The sequence below is a fragment of the Janthinobacterium sp. SUN073 genome (assembly GCF_030397665.1).
Classification (GTDB): domain Bacteria; phylum Pseudomonadota; class Gammaproteobacteria; order Burkholderiales; family Burkholderiaceae_D; genus Janthinobacterium.
The window spans coordinates 102,110-126,018 of sequence record NZ_JAPUBT010000013.1 but is presented as its reverse complement, the minus strand read 5'-3'; the positions used below and the strand labels follow the sequence as shown (position 1 = coordinate 126,018).

20 protein-coding genes are annotated in these 23,909 nt (G+C 61.0%); 12 read left to right on the top strand and 8 right to left on the bottom strand.

Going from position 1 to position 23,909, the window contains the following annotated elements; translation table 11 throughout:
- Positions 1-12: 12 nt before the first annotated feature.
- Positions 13-711, bottom strand: coding sequence for a glutathione binding-like protein (locus tag O0882_RS25805; protein WP_289952615.1), 699 nt, complete (start codon positions 709-711; stop codon positions 13-15).
- A gap of 190 nt (positions 712-901) precedes the next feature.
- Between O0882_RS25805 and O0882_RS25800 the strand changes: the two genes are divergently transcribed.
- Complete coding sequence (locus O0882_RS25800; RefSeq protein ID WP_289952614.1) at positions 902-1,324, top strand: hypothetical protein; 423 nt, start codon at positions 902-904, stop codon at positions 1,322-1,324.
- 1 nt (position 1,325) lies between these two features.
- On the opposite strand, the gene O0882_RS25795 is transcribed toward O0882_RS25800, so the two are convergent.
- Positions 1,326-2,972, bottom strand: coding sequence for a methyl-accepting chemotaxis protein (locus O0882_RS25795; RefSeq protein WP_289952613.1), 1,647 nt, complete (start codon positions 2,970-2,972; stop codon positions 1,326-1,328).
- A gap of 291 nt (positions 2,973-3,263) precedes the next feature.
- Here O0882_RS25795 and O0882_RS25790 point away from each other — a divergent pair, with 291 nt between their 5' ends.
- Positions 3,264-3,692, top strand: a complete 429-nt coding sequence (locus O0882_RS25790; protein WP_086139382.1) for an EamA family transporter — start codon at positions 3,264-3,266, stop codon at positions 3,690-3,692.
- Positions 3,693-3,765: 73 nt separating this feature from the next.
- Complete coding sequence (locus tag O0882_RS25785) at positions 3,766-4,131, top strand: hypothetical protein (protein WP_071075066.1); 366 nt, start codon at positions 3,766-3,768, stop codon at positions 4,129-4,131.
- On the opposite strand, the gene O0882_RS25780 is transcribed toward O0882_RS25785, so the two are convergent.
- Entirely contained in the window at positions 4,125-4,553 is a 429-nt protein-coding gene (locus tag O0882_RS25780) for a hypothetical protein (protein ID WP_289952609.1), read from the bottom strand. The two genes, O0882_RS25785 and O0882_RS25780, sit on opposite strands and share 7 nt — an antisense overlap.
- 170 nt (positions 4,554-4,723) lie before the next feature.
- Here O0882_RS25780 and O0882_RS25775 point away from each other — a divergent pair, with 170 nt between their 5' ends.
- Complete coding sequence (locus O0882_RS25775; protein WP_289952605.1) at positions 4,724-5,566, top strand: helix-turn-helix transcriptional regulator; 843 nt, start codon at positions 4,724-4,726, stop codon at positions 5,564-5,566.
- A 47-nt stretch (positions 5,567-5,613) separates the two neighbouring features.
- Here O0882_RS25775 and folE read toward each other — a convergent pair whose 3' ends face one another.
- Entirely contained in the window at positions 5,614-6,180 is a 567-nt protein-coding gene (folE, locus tag O0882_RS25770; protein WP_034781250.1) for a GTP cyclohydrolase I FolE, read from the bottom strand.
- Between the two features lie 74 nt (positions 6,181-6,254).
- Complete coding sequence (gene nudC / locus O0882_RS25765; protein WP_289952680.1) at positions 6,255-7,094, bottom strand: NAD(+) diphosphatase; 840 nt, start codon at positions 7,092-7,094, stop codon at positions 6,255-6,257.
- A gap of 294 nt (positions 7,095-7,388) precedes the next feature.
- On the opposite strand from nudC, the gene O0882_RS25760 reads away from it, so the two are divergent.
- The 5 genes from O0882_RS25760 (at position 7,389) to O0882_RS25740 (ending at position 15,876) form a co-directional block, all read left to right on the top strand.
- The gene (locus tag O0882_RS25760; protein ID WP_289952602.1) at positions 7,389-9,722 is read left to right on the top strand and encodes a catecholate siderophore receptor Fiu; all 2,334 of its coding nucleotides are present in this window, start codon (positions 7,389-7,391) and stop codon (positions 9,720-9,722) included.
- 374 nt (positions 9,723-10,096) lie between these two features.
- Complete coding sequence (locus O0882_RS25755; protein WP_219135815.1) at positions 10,097-11,410, top strand: dicarboxylate/amino acid:cation symporter; 1,314 nt, start codon at positions 10,097-10,099, stop codon at positions 11,408-11,410.
- A 108-nt stretch (positions 11,411-11,518) separates the two neighbouring features.
- A complete protein-coding gene (locus O0882_RS25750) occupies positions 11,519-12,511 on the top strand; it encodes a porin (RefSeq protein ID WP_289952600.1) in 993 nt (330 codons plus the stop codon).
- Between the two features lie 121 nt (positions 12,512-12,632).
- Positions 12,633-14,540: an ATP-binding protein gene (locus O0882_RS25745; protein WP_289952598.1), complete on the top strand. Its 1,908-nt coding sequence runs from the start codon at positions 12,633-12,635 to the stop codon at positions 14,538-14,540.
- Positions 14,533-15,876: a sigma-54 dependent transcriptional regulator gene (locus O0882_RS25740; protein WP_219135818.1), complete on the top strand. Its 1,344-nt coding sequence runs from the start codon at positions 14,533-14,535 to the stop codon at positions 15,874-15,876. Before O0882_RS25745 ends, O0882_RS25740 begins: the two co-directional genes overlap by 8 nt.
- Here O0882_RS25740 and O0882_RS25735 read toward each other — a convergent pair.
- Positions 15,869-16,615, bottom strand: coding sequence for a metallophosphoesterase family protein (locus tag O0882_RS25735; RefSeq protein ID WP_289952593.1), 747 nt, complete (start codon positions 16,613-16,615; stop codon positions 15,869-15,871). The genes O0882_RS25740 and O0882_RS25735 overlap by 8 nt on opposite strands.
- A gap of 208 nt (positions 16,616-16,823) precedes the next feature.
- Between O0882_RS25735 and O0882_RS25730 the strand changes: the two genes are divergently transcribed.
- A complete protein-coding gene (locus O0882_RS25730; RefSeq protein WP_289952590.1) occupies positions 16,824-17,672 on the top strand; it encodes a hypothetical protein in 849 nt (282 codons plus the stop codon).
- Positions 17,673-17,678: 6 nt separating this feature from the next.
- Here the strand turns inward: O0882_RS25730 and O0882_RS25725 are convergent, their stop codons facing one another.
- Complete coding sequence (locus O0882_RS25725) at positions 17,679-18,188, bottom strand: hypothetical protein (RefSeq protein WP_289952588.1); 510 nt, start codon at positions 18,186-18,188, stop codon at positions 17,679-17,681.
- Between the two features lie 256 nt (positions 18,189-18,444).
- Here O0882_RS25725 and O0882_RS25720 point away from each other — a divergent pair, with 256 nt between their 5' ends.
- Both O0882_RS25720 and O0882_RS25715 read left to right on the top strand, forming a co-directional pair.
- Positions 18,445-19,371, top strand: a complete 927-nt coding sequence (locus O0882_RS25720; RefSeq protein WP_289952586.1) for an ABC transporter ATP-binding protein — start codon at positions 18,445-18,447, stop codon at positions 19,369-19,371.
- A gap of 9 nt (positions 19,372-19,380) precedes the next feature.
- Positions 19,381-22,962, top strand: coding sequence for a M1 family aminopeptidase (locus tag O0882_RS25715; protein WP_289952585.1), 3,582 nt, complete (start codon positions 19,381-19,383; stop codon positions 22,960-22,962).
- A gap of 86 nt (positions 22,963-23,048) precedes the next feature.
- Here O0882_RS25715 and O0882_RS25710 read toward each other — a convergent pair whose 3' ends face one another.
- Complete coding sequence (locus O0882_RS25710) at positions 23,049-23,519, bottom strand: hypothetical protein (protein WP_289952584.1); 471 nt, start codon at positions 23,517-23,519, stop codon at positions 23,049-23,051.
- Positions 23,520-23,909 lie beyond the last annotated feature (390 nt).

The window sequence follows — 23,909 nt, the reverse complement described above, 5'->3', positions numbered from 1 at the left end:
GGGGAACTCAGCTTAGCCCAGCGTTTTCGCCGTCTGGCCGAACAGCACGCTTTTCGCGTCGCCGCTGACGGTGGGCTGCACGTTGATTTCGGCCGCGCGGGCATACGCGCGCACGGTGGCGGGACGGGCGGCAATGGCCGCGAACCAGCGCGCCAGGTGCGGAAAATCTTCCAGCTTCTGGCGCTGGCGCGCGTGCGGCACGATCCACGGATAGATCGCCATGTCGGCGATGGAGTAGCTGTCGCCGGCAACGAATTCACGGTCCGCCAGGCGCTTGTTCAGCACGCCATACAGGCGGTTCGTTTCGTTGACGTAGCGCGTGATGGCATACTCGATGGGCTCGGGTGCGTATTGCACGAAATGGTGGTTTTGCCCGGCCATCGGGCCAAGGCCGCCCATTTGCCAGAACAGCCATTGCATGACCTCGGCGCGCCCGCGCACGTCCGCCGGCAGGAATTGCCCGCTTTTCTCGGCCAGGTATTGCAAGATGGCACCCGACTCGAACAGGGACAGGGGCGCGCCGCCATCTTCCGGCGCCTGATCGACGATGGCGGGGATGCGGTTGTTGGGCGCGATGGCAAGAAACTCGGGCTTGAACTGCTCGCCCTTGCCGATGTGTACAGGAATGATGTTGTAGGGGATGCCTGCTTCTTCCAGGAACATCGTCACCTTGTGCCCGTTGGGCGTGGTCCAGTAATACAGGTCGATCATCGTCGTCTTTCAGCTCGTTGGCATGGGGAGGGCGTAACTATTGTCGCGCCGCAACTGGTGTGCATGGATATAATGCCACGTAAGCGAAAAACAAGACGGCGGACGATGCATCAGGCACGCAAGCAAGCGCCCACTCTCGCCGCAAGAATTGAACGCCTACATACCCGAGAACCACCAAAGAAAGCCGACCATGCGCAAACTCCTGATCGTCATGCTGTCCGTCCTGCTGTCAGGCTGTGTCCAGGACTTCGCCATCTATCTGTTCGACGGCCAGGACCATTCCCTCACCGTGCGCCGCCAGCAACGTTATTTTTGGCAAGATAGCGTGGAAGTGCAGCTGATGGCCACCAATTTGCCGCAATGTCAGCGCCTGCATATCCTGTCCACCGATGCACCCGCCGACATCAAGGTGGAGCTGTTTGCGGCCGGTGATGGCCGGTGGAATATCCGCATGGGCAAGCAGTTGTGGCAGGCGGAAACGACGACCTGCAATGAGCTGACGGAAATGGAAAACGACCCGAAAGCCGACCTGGGCCAACCGGTCGGGCAATTCGTGGTCGTCGATGACAAGCTGGAATTCGAGCCGGCGCCGCCAGCGGCACCAGCCCGGTAAATCAGCGCGCCGCCAGGCTGCGCAGCGGCTTTTTCGCCACGGCGCGTGGCGCGCCAGCCGAACTGGCCGGCAGGCGCGACGCCGTCGCCGGCTCCTGCGCCGACAGCTTGAAGCGCGCCACCAGTTGCGCCAGCACGGCCGCCTGGTCCTGCATGCTGGCCGCCGCCGCCGCCGCCTCTTCCACCAGTGCCGCATTTTGCTGCGTCACGCTATCCATTTCCGTGATCGCCTGGTTGACGTGGCCGATGCCCGTGCTTTGCTCGTGCGAGGCGGCCGTGATGTCGGCCATGATGTCGGTCACGCGCGAGACGCTGGCCACCACTTGATCCATGGTCGTGCCCGCCTGTGCGACCAGGGTGCTGCCGGCCGCGATGCTGTCGACGGAAGCGCCGATGAGTTCCTTGATTTCCTTCGCCGCGCCCGCCGAGCGCTGCGCCAGGTTGCGCACTTCCGACGCCACCACGGCAAAGCCGCGGCCCTGCTCGCCGGCGCGCGCCGCTTCCACCGCCGCGTTCAAGGCCAGGATATTCGTCTGGAAGGCGATGCCATCGATGACGCCGATGATGTCGACGATCTTGCGCGACGAGGCGTTGATGGTGTCCATGGTGCCGATCACTTGCGCCACCACGGCACCGCCCTGGCGCGCCACGGCGGACGCGGACTGCGCCAGTTCATTCGCCTGCACGGCATTACCCGCGTTTTGCGTCACGGTCGAGGTCAATTCCTCCATCGAGGCCGCCGTTTCTTCCAGCGAACTGGCCTGCATTTCCGTGCGTGCCGACAAGTCCATATTGCCGCTGGCAATCTCGCTCGATGCCGTGGCGATCGTCTCGGCGCTGTGGCGGATTTCGCTGATCGCATCGACCAGGTTGGCCTGCATGGTTTTCATCGCATACAACACGCTGTGGCGGTCGTTGGCATGCGTGCGCACATTGCCGCTCAAGTCGTTGTTGGCGATCTTTTCCGCCACATCGGCCGCATATTCGGGATCGCCGCCCAGCGCATGGCGCAGGCTGCGGTTGATCGCCACGACGACGGCGGCCAGCAAGCCGCACACCAGCAGCAGTACACCCAGCGAGGTGATCAGCGACTGGCGGAAGGCCGCGTCGATATCGTCCATGTACACGCCCACCACGATGGTCCAGCTCCACGGCTTGTAGGCCACCACGCGGCTCATCTTCGGTTCGGCGTTCTTCTGGCCGGGACGGGGGAAATAATAGTGGACGAAGCCCTTGCCCGCATCGCTCTTGCCGACGGCAACGATGTCGCGGTACAGATAGGTGCCGTTGGCATCTTTAAAATCCGACATGTTCTTGCCGTTGGTTTGCGGCGCGGCGGGATTCATCACGACAACGGCATCGAGGTTGATGATGGACAAATAACCGGTCTCGCCAAAGCGCATGCTCTTGATGACGGCGGTGGCCTGCTTCTGCGCTTCCTCCTGCGTCAGGGCACCGCTGGCGGCCAGGTCGCCGAACATCTTGACGGCACCCAGGCCCAGGTCGGCGGCATTGCTCAGGTCGGCGCTGCGCTCTTCGATGCGGATCTTGCGAATTTCCAGGGCGTTATAGACAAAAATAACGGTGATGCATAACAGGCTGCAAATCAGGGGGATCCATAACTTCTGCTGGAACGTCAATTTCTTCATGCTGTGTCTCCAACTCTCTCTATTGTGCGGCGAAGGGGCGTGGCCCGCTTCCAGCTCTGCAGGCCAGGAATGCGGCGGCGACGGTGCTCTGGCGGCACCGTTCAGACGTCTCCAGCATACGCTCGAACGACCGATATTTACAATGCCGGGAAGCAATGATTTTTGCCCGGTGTTGTTAATGCGTTGCGACAATTGATGAGAATTGATATTGCATTGCAATAAAAATGTTGGCAGCGGCCGCCATGCTTTTACGCTACAGTCACTGCAATTGCTCACCATGCAGGGAGTACCATGTCGACCACCTTTACCTGGCAAGGCTTTGCCATCCTGTCGGCCGTGTTTGCGGCCCTGACGGCCATCCTGGGCAAGCTGGGCGTGGCCCATCTGAACAGCAACATGGCCACCTTGATACGCACGGGCGTCATCCTCTTGGTGACGGCAGCCATCATCTCGCTGCGCGCGGAGTGGCAGCGCCCCAGCGGCGGCAACTGGGTGGGCTGGACCTGCCTGATCGCTTCGGGCGTGGCGACAGGACTGTCGTGGCTATGTTACTTCCGCGCGCTGCAGCTGGGCCCCGTCTCGCTGGTGGCGCCCGTCGACAAGCTCAGCGTGGCGCTGGTGATGCTGGCCGGCTGGCTGGTGCTGGGCGAGCCGTTCACCCTGAAAGCGGCAGCCGGCGGTGGCTTGATCGTGCTCGGCTCGCTGATTTTGCTACTGTGAGGCATTCCATGGCACGCGGCGGCGCGCCTGTGTCAGAATGCACGCCGCATAGATCGAATCACGAAAGAACAGCATGACCAAGAATGAAGCCATGAAACGCATCAACGACCGCCTGGGCAAACCCACCCTGACGGACAAGAACACGCATTTTGCCAGCGTCGCCAGCTATGGCACGGACGAAGGCTGGTGGCTGAAGATTCCCTTCCTGACCTTCAAGCAGGAATTGCATTTCATCCTCAACAATGAGAAAACGAAAAGCTTCCAGCACCTGAAAATCGGCGCCAACCAGATCCTCAGCCCCGGCATGAGGTTCCGCAGCACGGGCGGCGCCGCCGACGCCTTCATGTCGGCCTCGGCGCCGAAGCGCCTGGTCGACTTGCTCGACGGCGGCAGCAAGTACAATTTTACAAAACACTTCGTCAACGATTATCGTTACTGATGCATGGCCGTGTTGCCTGACGGCGGTTGCGGCGGCAGCCATGCCTTGAGCAAATGCTGGGCGATGTCGAGCGCGTCGTCGCGGCTGGTGCCGAAATGCAGGGGGTAGCCCCAGAACTTGCCGAACATGACGGCGAAGGCCTTGCCGGCCAGGCGCTTGGCGGCGCTCGGTTCGACCAGCACCATGCCCTGGATATACGCGCGGATGAGCGCCTTGTTCCGCTTCATCCAGAGCGCGGCCCGCTTGCGCTCTTCCTGCGGGTGTTCATGCCCGTCCTCGTCAAAGCCTTCCTCGCTGAGGATGACAAATGCCTGGCGGCGCGCCAGCAAGGCGTCAAACTGGGCAAACAGGATATCGGGCTGGACAGGCGCTGGCTCGCGGCGCATCCAGACGAGGGGAAAAGTGGATAAATCAAGCTGCATGGTGTGACTCCTTCGGGGGGTTGCCGTTCCTCCTTACCTTCATCAGAACACTGGCGGCGGCGGTTACCGTTGAAGCGGGGCTGCGGATACCCATACAATACCGTTGGCGGCATCGCGCGTCATTGCATAAAATAGCCACAATATTGTTCAATCCAGCCAAGGCGCCGCGCATGCCCCATCCATTGCTGCCCAACACGCTCTCCACCCAGCTGGGCCTTGACGCCTCGGCCTCCCTCATGGATTTCGACGTCGATGGCGTGCTGCGTCCGCTGCTGGCCGTGGGCCTGGCCAGCGTGCGCGAGGACGCGGAACATGCGCCGCACCAGCACCGCAAGGGGCAGCTGCTGTATGCCACGCGGGGCGTGATTCATTGCGAGGTGGAAAGTGGCGTGTGGATTGTGCCGCCCCAGTGCGCCGTGTGGATACCGGGTGGCCTGATGCACGCCGCGCAGGGGGTGGGCGAGGCGCAATGTTATTGCCTGTTTGTCGAGCCGACCATGGCGCCGGCCTTGCCCGCCGTCTGCTGCACCGTGGCCGTCTCGCCCTTGCTGCGCGAACTGATCGCCAAGGCGGCCTGCTTTCCCACCCTGACCGCGCTGCACGGCGCGCAGGAACGCCTGGTGGCCACCCTGCTCGATGAGTTGGCCACGGCGCCGGTGGAAGACTTGCATTTGCCGATACCGCGCGATGCGCGCCTGCGCCGTCTGGCCGCCCTGCTGCTGGCGCAACCGGCCGATAAAAGCACGCTGGCCGAATGGGCCAGGCGCATCGGCATGAGCGAGCGCAGCATGACCCGCCAGTCATTGCAGGAAATGGGCATGAGCGTGGGCCGCTGGCGCCGGCAATTGCACGTCATCCTTGCCTTGCAAGGGCTGGCGCAAGGGCACAGCGTGAAAGCCGTGGCGCTGGAACTGGGCTATGAAAACACCAGTGGTTTTGTCACCATGTTCCGCAAGGCGGTGGGCAAGCCACCAGCGCGTTATCTGGCGCAACGGGAATCCGGAAGAATATAAAAAAAGGCGGCATCAGCCGCCTTCGTCTTGCATCGTCACCGAAATAATCAAACTTCGCGCGCCAAGGCCAAGAATTCCGTGCGCAGCGCCAGGTTCGGCTGCATCTCGCCCAGCATCGCCGAGGTGATGGTTTCTTCGCCCGGCGTGCGGATGCCGCGGCTTTCCATGCACAGGTGACGGCAGCGTACGACCACGCCCACCGATTTCGGTTCCAGCACTTCCATCAAGGCATTGGCGATCTGCATCGTCATGCGTTCCTGCACTTGCAGGCGCTTGGAGAAGCAATCGACCAGGCGCGTCAATTTCGACAGGCCAACGATCTTGCCGTTGGGCACATAACCGATGGTGGCCTTGCCAAAGAACGGCGCCAGATGGTGTTCGCAATGGCTGTAGACAGGGATGCCGCGCACGACGATCAGCTCGTTATACTGTTCCGCGCCATCTTCAAAGGCTTTCAGCAAGTCCACCGGGTCCTGGCCATAGCCGGAGGTCCAGTGCTTCCACGCCTTGGCCACGCGTGCCGGCGTTTCCAGCAAGCCAGGACGCTGCGGGTCTTCGCCAAGGCTGCTGATCAGCCGACGCCAGTCGTTTTCGGAGAATTCTTCTTGAGACATGCTAAACCACCCTAAAATTTTCAATTGCCGCCAGTATATAGAAAATGCGGCAAGCTGCCTGAGCAGCCCCCGCTTTACGACACTGCCGGCGGGCGGTGCGCTCTCACCAGCAGTGCGGAAATCGACACGCTGGAACTCGCTTCAGGCCAGACATCGCCGGGGCCGAACCAGCGCGCCTCGGCGATCTCGTTCTCGTCCAGACGGATCTCGCCGTCGAGGTAATCGGCCGTAAACGCAATCATCAGCGAGTGGGGAAACGGCCAGGACTGGCTCATGAAGTACTGCAAATTATGCACGCGCAAGCCCACCTCTTCCATCACTTCGCGGTGCACGGCTTCCTCGATCGATTCGCCCGCTTCCAGGAAACCGGCCAGCGGACTGAAGCGCTGCGATGGCGAATGCTTGTGCATGGCCAGCAGCACGGAATCGCCCTTGCGGATCAGCACCATCATGGCTGGCGAGATGCGCGGATACGCCAGCATGCCGCAGGCGGCGCACGTAAAGCAGCGTTCGCCGCGCGTGCGCTGCATGGGCGTGGCGCACACGCCGCAATGGCGGTGCGTGCGCGCCCACTCGGCCAGCTGTACGGCGCGGCTGGCCAGGCCCAGGAAGCCATCGTCGACGGCATGGAACAACGAACGCATGCCATGCCAGGCCAGGGGACTATCGGCGGGCAGCAGCTCCTCATCCGTCCAGACGGTCTGGCAATAGCGGCCCTGCCACCAGCCCACGGGCTGGGCGCGACTCAGGTCGATATCGAGCGCGGCCGCCTCGGCGGCCGTGGGCAAGGTCAGCCCGGGAGACCGCAACAATAAACGCCCGCGGTGAAAGACAAACGTCAGCGTCTCTGTGGCGGCCGGGGCCGGTTCGGGTGGGTCGATCAGGGGGACAAAGGCATCGGGAGTTTGCAGCATGCTGGGCGGAAATTTGTAAAGGTTGCTCATCATACGCCAGCTGCCGGACGCTTGCGCGCATAGCAGCGGCCAGGCAGCAAAGCAAGCATTCATGCGCCATGACAGTGTTTTTTTTGCGGCACATCCAATCCGTTGCGTAAACGATACTGATAACGATTCTCATTTACGAAATAACGCCCAGTTATTACAATACCGCCTATTCCGTCTCCATCGCCAGCCACTTGCCCGCGTGCCAACACACCGCGTCGCAGAGCCAGCCAGGAACCACTACCCTGACCTTATCGAGAGAGCAAGATGGCAATCAAGAGCCGCAAACACGCCCCAACCCGTTTCAACCAGCACATCGGCGCCGCCCTGGCCGTGATGCTGCTGCCCGTCGCCGCCCAGGCGGCCGACCCGGCCGGCCAAAGTGCCCCGGCATCGCAGCAAACCCTGAACGAAATCAAGGTCGTGGGCTCCAAGGAAAATGATTTCAAGGCCGAAAAAGCCTCGTCGCCGAAATACACGGAAGAGCTGGTCAATACGCCGCAAACCATCATCGTAATCAAGAAAGAATTGATCGAACAGCAAGGCGCGCTGACCCTGACGGATGCGCTGCGCAACACGCCAGGCGTCGGTACCTTCTTCCTCGGCGAAAACGGCAACACGAACACGGGCGATGCCGTCTACATGCGCGGCTTCGATGCCTCGGGCAGCATCTATGTCGATGGCGTGCGCGACGTAGGTTCCATCTCGCGCGACGTCTTCAACATCGAACAGATCGATGTGCTGAAGGGCCCGGCGGGTACGGATAGCGGCCGCGGTTCGCCCACCGGCTCGATCAACCTGGTCAGCAAGACGGCCACCATGGCGAACACCTTCAATTCGCTGCTGACGGCGGGCAGCGGCAAGCAGAAACGCGCCACGGCCGACTGGAACCGCATCCTCGACAGCGACTCGGGCACGGCCTTGCGCCTGAACCTGATGACGCAGGATAGCGGCAACCCGGCGCGCGATGAAGTCACCAACAAGCGCTGGGCCTTCGCGCCCACCGTCACCTTCGGCATCGGCAAGCCGACACGCATCACGGCCAGCTACCTGCACGTGGATCAAAACAACGTACCCGACGGCTTCGTGCCGACCATCGGCTTGCCAGGCTACTCGGCGCCGGACGTCGCCACGAAGGAGAAACCGGTCGTGCGCACCTTCCTGAACGGCGCGGCGCGGGTCGATCCAAAGAATTTCTACGGTTCCACCGCAGACCACGACAAGGTCAAGGCCGACATGGGCACCTTGCGCATCGACCATGATTTTTCGCCCACGCTGCAACTGCAAAACACCACGCGCTACGGCAAGACCCAGCAGGATTACCTGCTGACGGCCTTCATGGGCGACACCACCAACCTGAAGACGCCGGTCGCCACCGATCCGTCGACCTGGACCCTGGCGCGCTCGCTGCGCACCGTCAAGGACCAGGAAAACACGATCCTGACCAACCAGACCGTGGTCAGCGCACAATTCGACACGGGCGTGCTGAAGCACTCCGTGGTGGCCGGCGCCGAGTTCACCAGCGAAAAGCAGACCAACTACGGCTATGCGCCTGCCAGCCTGGGCACCTTGCCGGACGCCAATCTGTACCACCCGAACCCGCACGACCCCGTCACCGGCTACCAGCCCGTGCGCAGCGGCGCCTACAGCCAAGGCGAAGTCAACACGCAAAGCGCATATGTCTTTGACACCATCAAGTTCGGCGACAAGTGGATCTTCAATGGCGGCGTGCGCTTCGACCACTTCAACACCACCTATGACGCCATCACCCTGCAAACAGCCGTCAAGCCGCCGGCGGTACAGCCATTGCCAGTGGGCACGCCAATTCCTGCTCACATCACCCTGAACGACACCTTCGCCAACGGCAAGATCTCTGCCCTGTACAAGCCGACGCCGGACAGCAGCGTGTATGCGCTGTGGGCCACGTCGAAGGCGCCACCGGGCACCAACTTCGCCCTGAGCACGGCCGCCAACAGCGCGCAAAACCCGAACTATGACCCGCAGGAAACCACCACCAAGGAAATCGGCACCAAGTGGGACTTCCTGAAGCAAAAACTGTCGCTGTCGGCCGCCGTCTACCAGACCACCGTCAAGAATGAAGTGGAACAGGATCCGGTCATCTCGACCATTTATTACCAGACCGGCAAGAAGCGCGTGCAAGGCGTCGAGATCGGCATGGTGGGCGAGATCATGCCGAACTGGCTGGTGAGCGCCGGCTACACGCGCATGAATACCAAGGTCGAGTCGAACAAGGTCTTCACGGCCAGCGGCGCCAATAACCTCACCTACACGCCAAAACAGGCGTTCACCAGCTGGACCTCGTACACCCTGCCGTTTGGCCTGAAGATCGGCGGCGGCGCGCGTTACGTGGGTGAAATGTTGCGCGGCACCGATGGCGCCGTCGGCACGCCGGCCCGCGTGGATGCCTACTGGGTCTTCGACGCCATGGCGACCTATACCGTCAACAAAAACCTCGACTTGCAGTTGAACGCCTACAACCTGGCCGACAAGACCTATGTGGCGGCCATCAACAAATCCGGCTTCCGCTACACCCCGGGCCAGCCCCGTTCGTTCAGCCTGACGGCAAATATCAAGTTCTAAACACGCATTGCGCCAGATCAAGCCCTTCTACGGAAGGGCTTTTTTATTGTCCTGATAATCTTGTCTTTTTGCCGCACCGCCACCCTGCCGCGACTAGCGTATGAAAAGTCATACAGCGATAGCCCGCCCCGTCCAATATTTCGCGCAAACGTGCAAAGTTGCAACATCTAAGCAACAAAAAAGCTTCCTTAAATCAACAACTTAAGAAGTTAAGTCGCAAATGCCCATTTCAGGCATATCCTTTGCTATGTACAGGTTTTGCTGCAAATAATCGCTAGCACGCAAGGGCTTGTTTTTGAGAAATACTGACTCCAAGCTTGAGTTGCTCGCTATCAATAATCCGCTCACAGCGGCGTTTCACCGGAGGAGTCAAAATGAAAAAGAAACGGCCATTAACCCTGTACATCCTGATTGCCATGATCCTCGGCATTGCCGTGGGCTATGGATGCAACACCGCCTTCCCTGATGCCAAGCTCAGCGCTCAGATCGCTGGCAATATTTCCATCGTCACCGACGTCTTCTTGCGCCTGATCAAGATGATCATTGCGCTGCTGGTATTTTCCACCCTGACAGTCGGTATCGCCCACATGGGCGACGGCAAGACGGCGGGCCGCATCGGCTTGAAAGCCATGTGCTGGTTCGTGGTCGCCTCGCTGGTCTCGCTGGCGCTGGGCATGGTGCTGTCGAACCTGATGCAGCTGGGTACCAACCTGGGTCTGCCATTGCCGGACGTACACGCTTCAACCAATTTGAAAACGGCCGCCTTCACCTTGAAAGATTTCTTCACGCATCTGGTGCCGAAGTCGCCGATCGAGGCCATGGCCAACAATGAAATCTTGCAAGTGCTGGTGTTCTCGATCTTCTTCGGTGGCGCACTGGCCGGCCTGGGCGAATCGGGCAAGACCCTGACGGCCGTCGTCGACCAGCTGGCACAAGTCATGCTGCGCATCACCGGCACCATCATGAACCTGGCCCCGCTGGCCGTGTTCGCCGCCATGGCCTCCGTCATCACCACCCACGGCCTGGGCGTGCTGGTCACGTTTGCCAAATTCATGGGCGGTTTCTACCTGGGCTTGCTGTGCCTGTGGACACTGCTGATCGGCGCCGGCTTTGTCGTCATCGGCCCGCGCATCTTCAAGCTCGTCGGCCTGATCCGCGAACCATTCCTGCTGGCATTCTCGACGGCCAGCTCGGAAGCGGCGTATCCAAAACTGCTGACGGCGCTCGACCAGTTCGGCGTGGACCGCAAGATTTCCAGTTTTGTGTTGCCAATGGGCTACTCCTTCAACCTCGACGGCTCGATGATGTACTGCACCTTCGCCGTGCTGTTCATTGCACAAGCCTACGGTATCGACCTGTCGATCGGCACGCAGATCACCATGCTGCTGCTGCTGATGCTGACCTCGAAAGGCATGGCCGGCGTGCCGCGCGCCTCGCTGGTGGTGATTGCCGCGACCCTGAACCAATTCAATATTCCGGAAGCGGGCCTGCTGCTGCTGATGGGTGTCGACCAATTCCTCGACATGGGTCGCTCGGCCACCAACGCGGTCGGCAATGCCGTCGCCACGGCCGTCGTCGCCAAGTGGGAAGGTGGCCTTGCCACCGAGGAAGAAGCCGCTGCGGCCAACGCCGCCAACCAGAACACGGAAAGCCATTGGGGCGAAGCTGACCACGCTAGCAAAGCCTGATAGCGCCATGGCCCGCCACAAGCGGGCCATTTATTTGTTGTCCATGTTGAGTAACAAGCAGTCAGGTAGTGCGATCAGTAGTCATTCCAACTTATTAGAGAGATTTTCATGAAAAAAGTCCTGTTTACCCTGCTGGCCCTTGGCGCAGCTTCCGGCGGCGCATTGGCTCAATCGAGCGTGACCATGTATGGCGTGGCTGACGCCGGCCTGGTGTTCGACAAGGATGCGGCAGGCGACCGCCTGAACCGCGTCGCCTCCGGCGTCGCTTCCGGCTCGCGCATCGGCTTCAAGGGCAAGGAAGACCTGGGTGCTGGCCTGGCCGCCATTTTCGTGCTGGAAAGTGGTTTCAACATCGATACCGGCACCTCGGGCCAGGGCGGCCGGCTGTTCGGCCGCCAGTCGTACGTCGGCCTGACTGGCAGCGCCGGCGCCGTCACCTTGGGCCGCCAATACACGCCGTACTACCTGGCCCTGCGCGACGTGGCCGATCCGTTCGTCATCGGCCTGGCCGGCACGGCGTCGAACATTATGGCGACGAATTATCGCATCGACAACATGGTGCAATACAGCACGCCGACCTGGAGCAAGCTGTCGGCCGACCTGGCGTATGGCTTTGGCGAAGTGGCCGGAGACAATGCGAAAAGCCGCAGCATGGGCGGCGCCGTGCACTACATCGACGGTCCGCTGAACGTGACCCTGACGCACCACCGCCAGGAAAATGCGCTGGCGACCCAGCAAACGCGCAACACCCTGCTGGCCACGCGCTACGACTTCGGCGTGCTGCAAGGCAACTTCGGCTACGCCGACAACCGCGCCTTCGACAACAGCAAGAGCAACGACATCCTGGTCGGCTTCAGCGCCCCGTTCGGCGCCACCAAGCTGGTCGCGTCGTACATCCGCCACAACGACAAGAGCATTGCCAACCGTGACGCCCAGCAGTGGGCCATCGGTGCCTTCTATGCGCTGTCCAAGCGCAGCGACCTGTACACAGGTTACGGCCACATCAGCAACAAGAACGGCGCTACCTACAAGGTTGGCAATGCCACGGACGATGGCACCGGCACCAGCGGCTTTAACCTGGGCATGCGCCACACGTTCTAAGGACGTTGAGCTGTCCGTGACATAAAAGCGTGAGCCGCCGGATGCATATCCGGCGGCTTTTTCTTTTTACGCAATATTTAAATGCGATACTGTGGATTCTTGCAAGTTGGCAGCTGATTTTATGAATAGCAGTAACAAACCTTCCCTTTCCTGGCGCCAGCGCCTGTCGCAACGCTCGGGCCGCGAAACGCTGGCCTGGGGCGTGGTGCTGGCCGCCTGCCTGGCCACCGTCTGGCTCGTGTATTTCTGGACCGAACGCATCGCCATCGGCAAGCTGCAGGCGAGTGGCGCGCAGCGCCTCGAGGTGTATGTCAGCAGCCTTGAAAATGCGCTGGAAAAATACGACTTCCTGCCCAAGACGCTGGAGCTGAACCGCGACGTGATCCGCCTGCTGCAGCATCCGGAAGACCCGGTGCTGGTCGATACGGTCAACCATTACCTGGAGCAGATGAATGCCCAGGCGAAATCGTCGACCATTTTCATCAGCAACCTCGACGGCAACACGCGGGCCGCCAGCAACTGGCAGGGGCCGGACAGTTTCATTGGCGACAATATCTCATTCCGCCCGTATGCCCAGGACGCCCTGCGGGGCACGCCGGGCCGCTTCTATGGCGTGGGCACAACGCGGCTGGAGCCCGGCTACTTCTTTGCCCATGGCATCTACCAGAATGGCCACATGCTGGGCCTGGCAACGGTGAAGGTGAACCTGGAAACCCTGGAAAAACGCTGGGTGCAAGGCGCCGACAAGGTGATGCTGGCCGATGAGCACGGCGTGATCTTTCTCAGTTCCATGGCGGACTGGAAGTACAAGACCCTGGCGCCGCTGTCGCCCGCCATCGTCGAAGAACTCAACCGCACGCGCCAGTATTACTCGAAGCAGCTCGAAGCCATTCCCTTCGTCTCGGACCGCCAGCTGGGCAATGGCGCGCGCGTGATCAGCGTGCGCGAGCAGGAACACGCCGATACGCCACCGAAGATCAGCTCCAGCGTCATGACGCAGATCAAGCTCAAGTCGCCGCAAGGCTGGACTTTTATTTACCTGTCCGACCTGGCGCAGGCGAAAGCCAGCGCGCGCGCGGCGGCCGCCTTCTCTTGCGTGCTGCTGGGCTTTTTCATGCTGCTGTTCTTTTACCTGCGCCAGCGCCGCGCGGCTGTGGCGCAAAAATTGCGCGCCCGCGAAGACTTGCAACATGCCTACGACAACCTGGAAGCCATGGTCGAGGAACGCACCTCGGAACTCAATGCCATGACGCAAAGCCTGAGCCAGGAAATCGAGGTGCGCAGCAAGGCCGAGCAAAAACTCCACATCACGCAAAATGAACTGTTTCAAGCAGGCAAGATGGCCGTGCTGGGGCAAATGTCGGCCAGCATCACGCATGAACTCAACCAACCGCTGACGGCGCTGCGCACCATGTCCGACAATGCCGTCATCCTGCTCGAGCGTGGACGGCTCGACGACGCGCGGCGCAACCTGGCAAAGATCTCGCAAATTGCGGCCAGGATGGGGACTATTACCGGTCAATTGAAGATTTTTGCGCGCAAATCGACCACCAGCCTGACCTCCGTGTCGATCCCCACGGCGATCAGCAATGCGCTGTTCCTGGTCGAGCGCCGGCTGCAGGTGGAAAATGTGCGTTTCACCCTGCAACTGCCGCCTGAAGACATCTTTGCCATGTGCGAAAGCAACCGCCTGGAGCAAGTGCTGGTGAACCTGTACGCGAATGCGCTCGACGCCATGAACGGCAGCGACGTGCGCAGCCTGCGCGTGTCCGTCGAATGCACGCCCGAGCACGTGCTGATCCATGTGGCCGACACAGGGCCCGGCCTGTCGACGGAAGTGTATGAACACCTGTTCGAACCGTTCTTCACAACAAAACCGCAAGGACTGGGACTGGGCCTGGGTCTGGCCATTTCCGAACAGATCACGCGCCAGTTCGGCGGCGTGCTGCGCGCCGAAAACGCCCCCGGCGGCGGCGCCATCTTCACCATCGAACTACAGATTGCAACGCAGGAGGAAAAACATGTTTGACGGCTTGAAGGTCTTGCTGGTCGAGGACGACCCCACCGTACGCGAAGGCAGCGAGCAGGCACTGCAGTTGGCCGGCCTGGACGTGCTGGCGTTTCACTCGGCCGAGCTGGCCTATAAACTGCTGACACCGGATTTCCCCGGCATCGTGGTCAGCGACGTACGCCTGCCCGGCATGAGCGGCCTGGAATTGCTGCAAGCAGTCAAGACGCTCGATGCCAACCTGCCTGTGATCCTCGTCACGGGCCACGGCGACATCACCATGGCCGTGCACGCCATGCGCACGGGCGCCTACGATTTCATCGAAAAGCCCTACTCGTCCGAGCAACTGGTCGATGTCATCCTGCGCGCGCTGGAAACGCGGCGACTCACGCTGGAAGTACACAGCCTGCGCCGCCAGCTCGAGGACGGCGGTGGCATCGAAGCGCGCTTACTGGGCAATTCCGTGGCGATGCGCGACATACGGCGCTTGATACTCGACGTTGCCGACGAACCAGCCGACGTACTGATCTATGGCGACACGGGCACGGGCAAGGAAATGGTGGCCCGCTGCCTGCACGACTTCAGCCATCGGCGCAAGCACAACTTTGTCGCCGTCAACTGCGGCGCGATTCCCGAAAGCATATTTGAAAGCGAAGTCTTCGGCCACGAACCGGGCGCATTCACGGGCGCGGCCAAGCGGCAGGTGGGCAAGATCGAGCACGCGGACCACGGCACTTTTTTCCTCGACGAAATCGAAAGCCTGCCCCTGTCCTTGCAAGTAAAATTGCTGCGCGTGTTGCAGGAACGCTATATCGAACGCCTCGGTTCCAACGTGCCCACGCCCGTCGATGTACGCGTCATCGCGGCGGCCAAGCTGGACCTGGAAGACTTGTCGCAGCAGCAGAAATTCCGCAGCGACCTGTACTACCGCCTGAATCTGATCGTGCTGCATTTGCCGCCCTTGCGCGAACGGCGTGAAGACATTCCCATCCTGTTCGAGCACTTCGTGCTGGCCGCCGCCACCCGCTACAACCGCGCCGCGCCCGTGGTGTCGAGCGCACAGATGCGCAACCTGATGGCCCATTCCTGGCCCGGCAATGTGCGCGAACTGCGCAATATCGCCGACCGCTTCGTGCTGGGCATCGCCGGCGGTGCATCGAGCCTGCTGGCGGGCAATCAGGCCAGCCCCCTGTCGCTGGCGGAGCAGGTGAACGGCTTCGAACGCGCACTGATCGAACAGGAACTACGCGCATATTCCGGCAACGTCAGCGAAGTGAGCACGGTGCTGGGCTTACCGAAACAGACCTTGTATCACAAGATGCAAAAGTACAACCTGGTGGCCGAAGAGTTCAGGTAAGCACGCCGACACGGCCCGTGCGCAGTGGCACGACCCAGTCGGGCCGGCCATTCGCCAGCGCCAGCCGCGCCGCCTGCTCCCAGTCATATTCCACGGCATGCAACTGCGCCGTCCAGGCCCCGTCCATCCCTTGTTCGGCGATCGCATAGCGCGCATGCGGTGTGCCGTTTTCCATCACGTGCGGATAAGCATGATCGTCGTCGTAGGCTTGCAAGCCGACGCTGCCCGGGTTGACGATCAGCCGCCCATCGGCCAGGCGCACCTGGCGCGGCATGTGCGTGTGGCCACACAGGATCAGGGCCGCGTCAGCCTCGCCCGCGCGTTCGGCCACCTCCTGCGACGTGGCCGCGCGGCTGCCCTGCGGCGTGACGCTGTCGAGAAAATACACGAGGTCGCTGGCGGGCGTGCCATGCACGAGCAGTACGTCTTTGCGCAAGCGCAAGGTGGCGGGCAGCGCATTGATCCACGCGAGTTGCTCGGGCAGCAGTTGCGCGCGCGCAAAAGCGTCGGACACGCCCATGCGGACCGGGTTGCCCAGCAACTGGCGCTCGTGGTTGCCGCGGATGGTGGGCAAGCCGAGCCCCATCAGGCGCGTCGCCGTAGCGCGCGGCTGCAGATGGCCCGAGACGATATCGCCCAGGTTGACGGTGACGTCCACGCCACGCCGGGCGATGTCGGCCAGCACGGCTTCAAGCGCATCGAGGTTGCCGTGGATATCGGAAATGGCGGCGATTCTCATGTTCCCTCCTGTGCACACCATTCTGCCCGCGTCCTGCGTTGCAGGCAATACCGGTGTGAGTACCAGCTGTTACACACGGTAGGACAAATCCGACGGCCACTTGCGCCGTGCGGCTACGTCATTTAAAAGTAACCATTGCTACCATTTCCTCATTGCACTGTCGCCCAAAGCATCGCGATAGTTTCACTTTATTCTGAGGAGTTGTCCCATGGTTGTTACGTCCGTCCCCGCCCGCCTGTCCCCACCACGTCCGCACCACCTCGCCTTGCGCGGCACCATGATGCTGGGCGTGCTGGGCATGGCCACGGCGGCCGCCACGGTGCGGGCCGAGCCATCGCCCACGCTGGACCGTGTCAGCATCTCGATCGGGGCGTTTTCCGCCGATCCGCGCATCAATATCGGCGCCGACACGCAGTTTGGCCGCATCGACGCACCCGAATCAAAGCCCAGCCATACCACCATCCCGCGCGTGAAGGCGGATTTGCTGATCGGCGACCGCCACGGCCTGGCATTCGACTACTACCGCTACGACAAATCCTATACGCCAAGCCTGACGGGCGAGACCATCATCAATGGCCAGCCCGTCACGGGCACGGCCACCGCGAATGCGGATCTCAAGCTGGACCTGGCCAAGCTGGCCTATAAATGGTGGCTGGGCAGTGGCAACGACACCTTCGGCATCGGCCTGGGCGCCGCCTACTACCATGCCAACCTGAACGGCACGGCCACCGGTGTCGTCAATGGCGAAACGGCCACGGCGCGCGATTCCATCGGCGAGCATGCGTTTGCGCCGCTGCTGGAAGTGGGCTGGCGCCACGCCTTCACGCCGGACTTGCGCATGTATGCGGAAGCGTCGGGCATCAAGAAAAACGGCGGACGCATCAACGGTCACATCTACGGCGGCAATATCGGCGTGGAATGGTTTCCGTTCAAGAATATCGGTTTCGTGGCCGATTATGGCATCTCGAAAATCAAGCTGCACCGCGACAGCGAACGCGATGCGGACCTGAACATTCGCCTGACGGGACCGTCAGCGTATGTGAAAGTGCGCTTCTAAACGCGCTCAGGCCGCCGGTTTCAGCAAGGTCAGCTGGAACTGCGGCAAGTCCGGATCGTCGTACGCCTCGACCCTGGCAAACGGCAGGCGCGCAAACGCGTGCCGCCAGAACGCGCAGGCAGCGGCATCGGCGTGGAACATCGCCACCAGCCACGTTCGCCCGCTGTCCAGCAGCACCCTGCGCACCACTTCCAGCGCCACGCCCCGGCGCCGGTATTGCTTCAGAATAAAAAAATCGCTGAACTCCTGCACGGCCAGCCCGCCCGCCATACCAGGCTCCGTGAGGAAAAAGCCGGCCAGTTCGCCATCGACCTCGATCCAGCTGGCCGTGTGGCCGGCTGCATGCACATACGACGCCAGCCCCGCATCGCACACGTCGTAGCGGCCATCGGCCAGCAACGCCTCACCGCTCCAGGCGGCATTGTCATAACAGTACAGTTGAAACAGCCGCGCCAGTGCCTCCTCTTCGCCCGGGGCAATGGCGCGCAAGGCGATGATCTTGTCTATGGCATGCATGAAAAGCTTTCCTCCACGGTCGTGTCGATCCAGTGCGCGATCTTATCACCGTCACTCATCCCCGCCTGGGGCATTTCATGCCCGTTTTTCCACCTCCGGTCGCAAAAAGATTACTTTTTTTCCAATTGCTTATATATTATTTCCCTTAAGTAACATCCGCCATCGCGGTTGACAGAAAACAAGGGCGATCCCCTTGCACAGACCGGCAGACAGGTATCTGCCGGCTTTTAGACCCAAGCTCTGGAGAGTGCTGCACATGCTATCGATCAAACAGCTGAACAAAACGTATGCCAATGGCGTCAAGGCCATCAATGATGTCAGCCTGGAGATTCCCAACGGAATGTTCGGCTTGCTGGGACCGAATGGCGCAGGAAAGTCCTCGCTGATGCGTACCATTGCCACCTTGCAAGATCCCGACAGCGGCAGCATCCATTTCGATGGTCTCGATGTGCTCAAGGACAAGGCCAGCCTGCGCCGCCAGCTGGGCTATTTGCCGCAGGATTTCGGCGTGTATCCGAAGGTCAGCGCGGAAACCTTGCTCAACCACTTTGCCGTCTTGAAAGGTTTGACGGAAAAGGGCCCGCGCAAGGAAGCCGTGGAAGCCTTGCTGCAGCAAACCAATCTGTGGGAAGCGCGCAAGCGCAACCTGGGAACGTATTCGGGCGGCATGCGCCAGCGCTTCGGCATCGCCCAGGCGCTGCTGGGCGCACCGCGCCTGGTGATCGTCGATGAGCCTACTGCCGGCCTGGACCCGGACGAACGCAACCGCTTCCTGAACCTGCTGGCGAAGATCGGCGAGCAAGTGGTGGTGATTCTGTCGACGCACATCGTCGACGATGTGACGGACTTGTGCCCGCGCATGGCCATGATCGTCAAGGGACAGGTGCTGGTGCAGGGCGAACCGCAGGCGGCCATCGACACCTTGCACAACAAGGTGTGGCGCCGCAGTGTCACGACGGAAGAACTGGCGCAGTACCAGCAAACCTTGAACGTGCTGTCGACGCGCCTGGTGGGCGGCAAGCCGCAAATCAATGTGTATGCCGACAGCCAGCCAGACAGCGGCTTCGTGCAGATCGCCGCGGATCTGGAAGACGTGTACTTCCTGCACGTGCGCAACGCTGCCCGCCACGGCGCCGCCGCTCCCGCTGCCGCACCGGCCACCTCGGCCGCCGTGGCAGCGTAAGGGGCCGCCATGTGGAAGGAATTTTTCAAGTTTGACCTCGTCTACCAGCTGAAACAGCCACTGCTGTGGGTCTTTGCCGTCATCATGGCCCTGATGGCCTTTGGCGCCACCACCAGCGACTCGGTGCAGATCGGTGGCGCCATCGGCAACATCAACCGCAACGCTCCCACCGTGGTGGCGCAGATGCTGGGCATCTTCAGCCTGCTGGCGATGTTTCTCGTCACCGTCTTCATCGCCGGCGCCGTGCTGCGCGACAGCGAAGTGGGCATGGCCGACATGCTGTTCGCCACGCCCATGCGCAAGTGGGACTACCTGTTTGGCCGCTTCGCCGCCGGCTTTGCCGCCTGCCTGGTGATCTTCGTCGCCATTGCCCTGGCCACCATGCTCGGCCCCGTCATGCCCTGGGTCGATGCGCAACGCGTGGGCGCGTTCTCGCTGCACACCTATGCCTGGAGCTTCGCCGTCATCGTCATCCCCAACCTGCTCTTCATCGGCGCCCTGCTGATGCTGCTGGCAGCCACCACGCGTTCGATGATGCTCGTGTACGTGGGCGTGCTGGGCTTTTTCGTGCTGTGGGCCATGGCCGGCGTGTTTACGCGCGACATCAACAATGAATGGTATGCCGTGCTGCTCGACCCCTTCGGCGTGCGCGCCTTTGGCCGCATGACGCGCTACTTCACGGCCGCCGAGTCGAATGCCAGCCTGCCGCCACTGTCCGGTTTCCTGCTGGCCAACCGCCTGCTGTGGCTGGGTATCACCGTCGTGCTGTTTGCCGCCACCGTGATCCTGTTCAAGCCGCAGCGCACGGGCACGGGCAAGCGCCTGTTCGGCAAGCACAAGGCGCCAGCGGCCGCGCCGGCCGTCACCGCGCCGCCGCACCTGCCGCGCAGCATTCCCACCTTTACCCCGGCAACGGCCTGGCGCCAGTGGTGGCAGATCCTGCGCTTCGATGCCGCCGGCATCTTCAAGAGCGTGCCCTTTCTCGTCATGCTGCTGTTCGGCGTCATCAACCTGATCGCCGGCTCCAGCGTGGGCAAGAACATGTACGGCACGGCCGTGTATCCGATGACCCATTTGATGCTGCAAAGCATCAACAACAGCTTCAGCTTCCTGTTGATCATCATCGTCACCTTTTATGCGGGTGAGCTGATCTTCAAGGAGCGCCAGGTCAAGATCGCCGACGTCAGCGATGCCATGCCCGTACCCGGCTGGGTGCCCCTGCTGGCCAAATGCACGGCCCTGGTCGGCGTCATCGCCGGCTACCTGCTGGTGGGCGTCATCACCGCCATCGGTTTCCAGCTCGTCAAGGGCGGCGCGCCCGTGGAGCTGGGCCTGTACCTGAAAGGCACCCTGCTCGGTTCCCTCTTCTTCGTGCTGATGGGCTTGTGCGCCCTCACCCTGCAAGTGCTGTCGAATAACAAGTTCATCGGCTACCTGCTGGTGATCCTGCTGATGGTGGCGCAAGCCGTGCTGGGCATGCTGCATCTGGAACACAATCTGTACGCCTTCGGCGGCACGCCGGCCATCAAGTATTCGGACATGAATGGCTATGGCCACTTCCTGACCGGCTGGGCCTGGTTCTCTCTGTACTGGAGCCTGTTTACCGTGGCGCTCATCATGCTGGCCCGTGCGTTCTGGGTGCGCGGCCTGTCCGCCGACTGGCGCGCGCGCGTGCGCCTGGCCCGCCAGCGCCTGCAAGGCCGCGCCGGCGCCGCCCTGGCCGTAGTCGTGCTGTGCTGGGCAGGCACGGGCGGCTGGATCTTCTACAACACGAACGTGCTGAACAAGTACGAGACGTCGGACATCGGCATGGACAAGCAGGCACGCTACGAGAAATTGTACAAGCAATACAAGGGCTTGCCGCAGCTGAAGATCACAGATATCCAGGCCGATGTGGATATCTATCCTGAGCAACGCAAGGTGCTGATCAAGGGCCACTACGTGCTGCAAAACAAGACGCAGCAGCCGCTCGACACCCTGCGCGTCCAGCTCAACCCGGACCTGGAAACGCACTGGTTGAACTTGCCTGAGCACAAGGTCGCGCTCGATGACAAGGAACTCGGCTTCAGCATCCTCAAGCTGGCCCGGCCCCTGGCGCCGGGCGCCACCCTGCCGCTGGACTTCACGGTGGCCATCACGCACCAGGGTTTCACCAACAGCGGCGCGCCGGACCAGGTCAACCTGAACGGCAGCTTCTTCAACAACCAGGCCTTCTTCCCCCACTTCGGCTACGCGAAGGAAATGGAGTTGACCGATCGCAATGAGCGCCGCAAACGGGGCCTGGGCGAACCGCAGCGCATGGCCAAGCTGGAAGACACCTCCGCGTATGGCAATACGGTGCTGGGCGGCGATGCCGACTGGATCCATTTCGACACGACGGTTTCCACCAGCGGCGAGCAGATCGCGCTGGCGCCTGGTTACCTGCAGGCAAGCTGGGAAAAGGATGGCCGCCGCTACTACCGCTACAAGATGGACCAGCCGATGATGCCGTTCTTTGCCTACCTGTCGGCGCGCTGGGAAGTCAAAAAAGGCGAATGGCAAGGCTTGCCGATCGAAATTTATTTCGATAAAAAGCATGGCTACAACACGGACCGCATGATTACCTCCGTGCAAAAGTCGCTCGACTATTACACCACCCAGTTCACGCCCTACCAGCACAAGCAGGTGCGCATCCTGGAATTCCCCGGCTACCAGAGCTTCGCGCAGTCGTTTGCCAATACGATTCCGTATTCGGAAGGCATCGGCTTCATCGCCGACCTGCGCGACAAGGATGACATCGACTACGTGTTTTACGTCACGGCGCATGAAATGGCGCACCAGTGGTGGGGCCACCAGGTGATCGGCGCCAACGTGCAGGGCGCCACCATGCTGATGGAATCGCTGTCGCAGTACTCGGCGCTGATGGTGATGGAAAAGGAATATGGCCGCGAAAAAATGCGCCGCTTCCTGCGCTATGAACTGGACCGCTACCTGAGCGGGCGCGGCGGTGAAGCCATCGAGGAACTGCCACTGGCGCGCGTGGAAGGACAGCAATACATCCACTACAACAAAGGCAGCCTGGTGTTCTACCGCCTGCGCGACGAGCTCGGCGAGGAAGCCCTGAACCGTGCCCTGAAACGCTATCTGCAGGACAAGGGCTACCAGCAGGCGCCGTTCACCACCACCCTGGAACTGCTGGCCTACATCCGCGCCGAAGCGCCGCAGGACAAGCAGGCGCTGATCACGGACCTGTTCGAGAAGATCGTCTTCTACGACAACCGCGTGACGCAAGCGTCGGCCGTGCAGCGCAAGGATGGCCAGTGGGATGTCACCATGCAGTTGCACCTGGCCAAGCTGGAGTCCGACGGCAAGGGCAAGGAAAGCGCGCGCGCCTATGACGAGCCGGTGGAAATCGCCATCTTCGCACGCGCCCCTGGCGCCAAGGAAAAAGACGAAAAAGTCCTGTTCACGGACAAGCGCAGGGTGTCGGGCAGCGACCCGGTGATCACCATCACCGTGAAGGACAAACCGTTCGAAGTGGGTGTTGATCCGTACAACAAGATGATCGACCGCGTCCCGCGCGATAACCGCAAGGAGGTCAGCGTGAATTAAGGCGTCAATGCAACCTTGAGACAACGCAAACAGGCCGCCCTATCAGTGATAGCGCGGCCTGTTTTTGTGGCGGACGGGGTACTTTTTCAGGCCAGCAAATAGATCTGCCGCAGCGCACATCCCACCTGTACCAGACAGAGCACCATGGCAAGGAGCAATAGCCCCAGATGGATTTTTAAAAAGATATCCAATCGTTCCCGACTGGCCACGGGCAGCACGGCGGCCGTTTTAAAACGCAGGCCTTTTCCGGCCAGTAGCAATAACACCATACTGACTGGAAACGACTGCAGGAAAATACGTCCCGGATATAAAGTCCACGCCAGTCCGATCAGGACGGAAATCAATGCAAGTAGATCGCACAAGAGAAATAGATATTTTCTTTTTTGAAAATCCGCCAGCGATGCAAGCTGCCAGCCTTTCTTTTTCCCGAATATACGCTCCAGAACCAACCATTGTGAACCTGAGGAATCGACAGCTATATGCATTGCAAGATTTTTCTTCAATTCAGACCGTGACATTTTCTGCGCACCAATGGCCGCAATAGGAATTGCAGGCATACATCACGCCCGCGAAGCTCTCCGATAAAATTTATCCAAAGAAATATTGCAAACAATATACCATCGCATAAACAATCGCCAAAATAACTTTATTGGCGAAATAAACAATTGCAAAGCAATTATTCTCCTTATGCGGAAATATCATAACAATATTCGAATGTGGCTTTATTCAAACCGCGGCATGCAGAGAAGCGCAATCCGTACCATGAGATGGCACTGCGGTACAGGCAAACGCGAGGCCTGGCGCAAGATGGACGGCATCGTCGGCGAGTGCGCTGGCATCACGTTCGAGAGGAATTCCATATGCCGCATCGTCGCCTGCCGGCAGACGGCCAGTACACGGTGCAGGCATATTTGATGCGCAATGCGGCGCGCAGGAATGCGCTAGCC

Coding starts and splice junctions, on each gene's coding strand:
- O0882_RS25730 (WP_289952590.1), top strand. CDS start 16,824: ATGGTTGTTACGTCCGTCCCCGCCCGCCTGTCCCCACCACGTCCGCAC.
- O0882_RS25755 (WP_219135815.1), top strand. CDS start 10,097: ATGAAAAAGAAACGGCCATTAACCCTGTACATCCTGATTGCCATGATC.
- nudC (WP_289952680.1), bottom strand. CDS start 7,094: ATGCTGCAAACTCCCGATGCCTTTGTCCCCCTGATCGACCCACCCGAA.
- O0882_RS25795 (WP_289952613.1), bottom strand. CDS start 2,972: ATGAAGAAATTGACGTTCCAGCAGAAGTTATGGATCCCCCTGATTTGC.
- O0882_RS25760 (WP_289952602.1), top strand. CDS start 7,389: ATGGCAATCAAGAGCCGCAAACACGCCCCAACCCGTTTCAACCAGCAC.
- O0882_RS25800 (WP_289952614.1), top strand. CDS start 902: ATGCGCAAACTCCTGATCGTCATGCTGTCCGTCCTGCTGTCAGGCTGT.
- O0882_RS25775 (WP_289952605.1), top strand. CDS start 4,724: ATGCCCCATCCATTGCTGCCCAACACGCTCTCCACCCAGCTGGGCCTT.
- O0882_RS25790 (WP_086139382.1), top strand. CDS start 3,264: ATGTCGACCACCTTTACCTGGCAAGGCTTTGCCATCCTGTCGGCCGTG.
- O0882_RS25720 (WP_289952586.1), top strand. CDS start 18,445: ATGCTATCGATCAAACAGCTGAACAAAACGTATGCCAATGGCGTCAAG.
- O0882_RS25805 (WP_289952615.1), bottom strand. CDS start 711: ATGATCGACCTGTATTACTGGACCACGCCCAACGGGCACAAGGTGACG.
- O0882_RS25750 (WP_289952600.1), top strand. CDS start 11,519: ATGAAAAAAGTCCTGTTTACCCTGCTGGCCCTTGGCGCAGCTTCCGGC.
- folE (WP_034781250.1), bottom strand. CDS start 6,180: ATGTCTCAAGAAGAATTCTCCGAAAACGACTGGCGTCGGCTGATCAGC.
- O0882_RS25710 (WP_289952584.1), bottom strand. CDS start 23,519: ATGCCTGCAATTCCTATTGCGGCCATTGGTGCGCAGAAAATGTCACGG.
- O0882_RS25780 (WP_289952609.1), bottom strand. CDS start 4,553: ATGCAGCTTGATTTATCCACTTTTCCCCTCGTCTGGATGCGCCGCGAG.
- O0882_RS25725 (WP_289952588.1), bottom strand. CDS start 18,188: ATGCATGCCATAGACAAGATCATCGCCTTGCGCGCCATTGCCCCGGGC.
- O0882_RS25785 (WP_071075066.1), top strand. CDS start 3,766: ATGACCAAGAATGAAGCCATGAAACGCATCAACGACCGCCTGGGCAAA.
- O0882_RS25735 (WP_289952593.1), bottom strand. CDS start 16,615: ATGAGAATCGCCGCCATTTCCGATATCCACGGCAACCTCGATGCGCTT.
- O0882_RS25740 (WP_219135818.1), top strand. CDS start 14,533: ATGTTTGACGGCTTGAAGGTCTTGCTGGTCGAGGACGACCCCACCGTA.
- O0882_RS25745 (WP_289952598.1), top strand. CDS start 12,633: ATGAATAGCAGTAACAAACCTTCCCTTTCCTGGCGCCAGCGCCTGTCG.
- O0882_RS25715 (WP_289952585.1), top strand. CDS start 19,381: ATGTGGAAGGAATTTTTCAAGTTTGACCTCGTCTACCAGCTGAAACAG.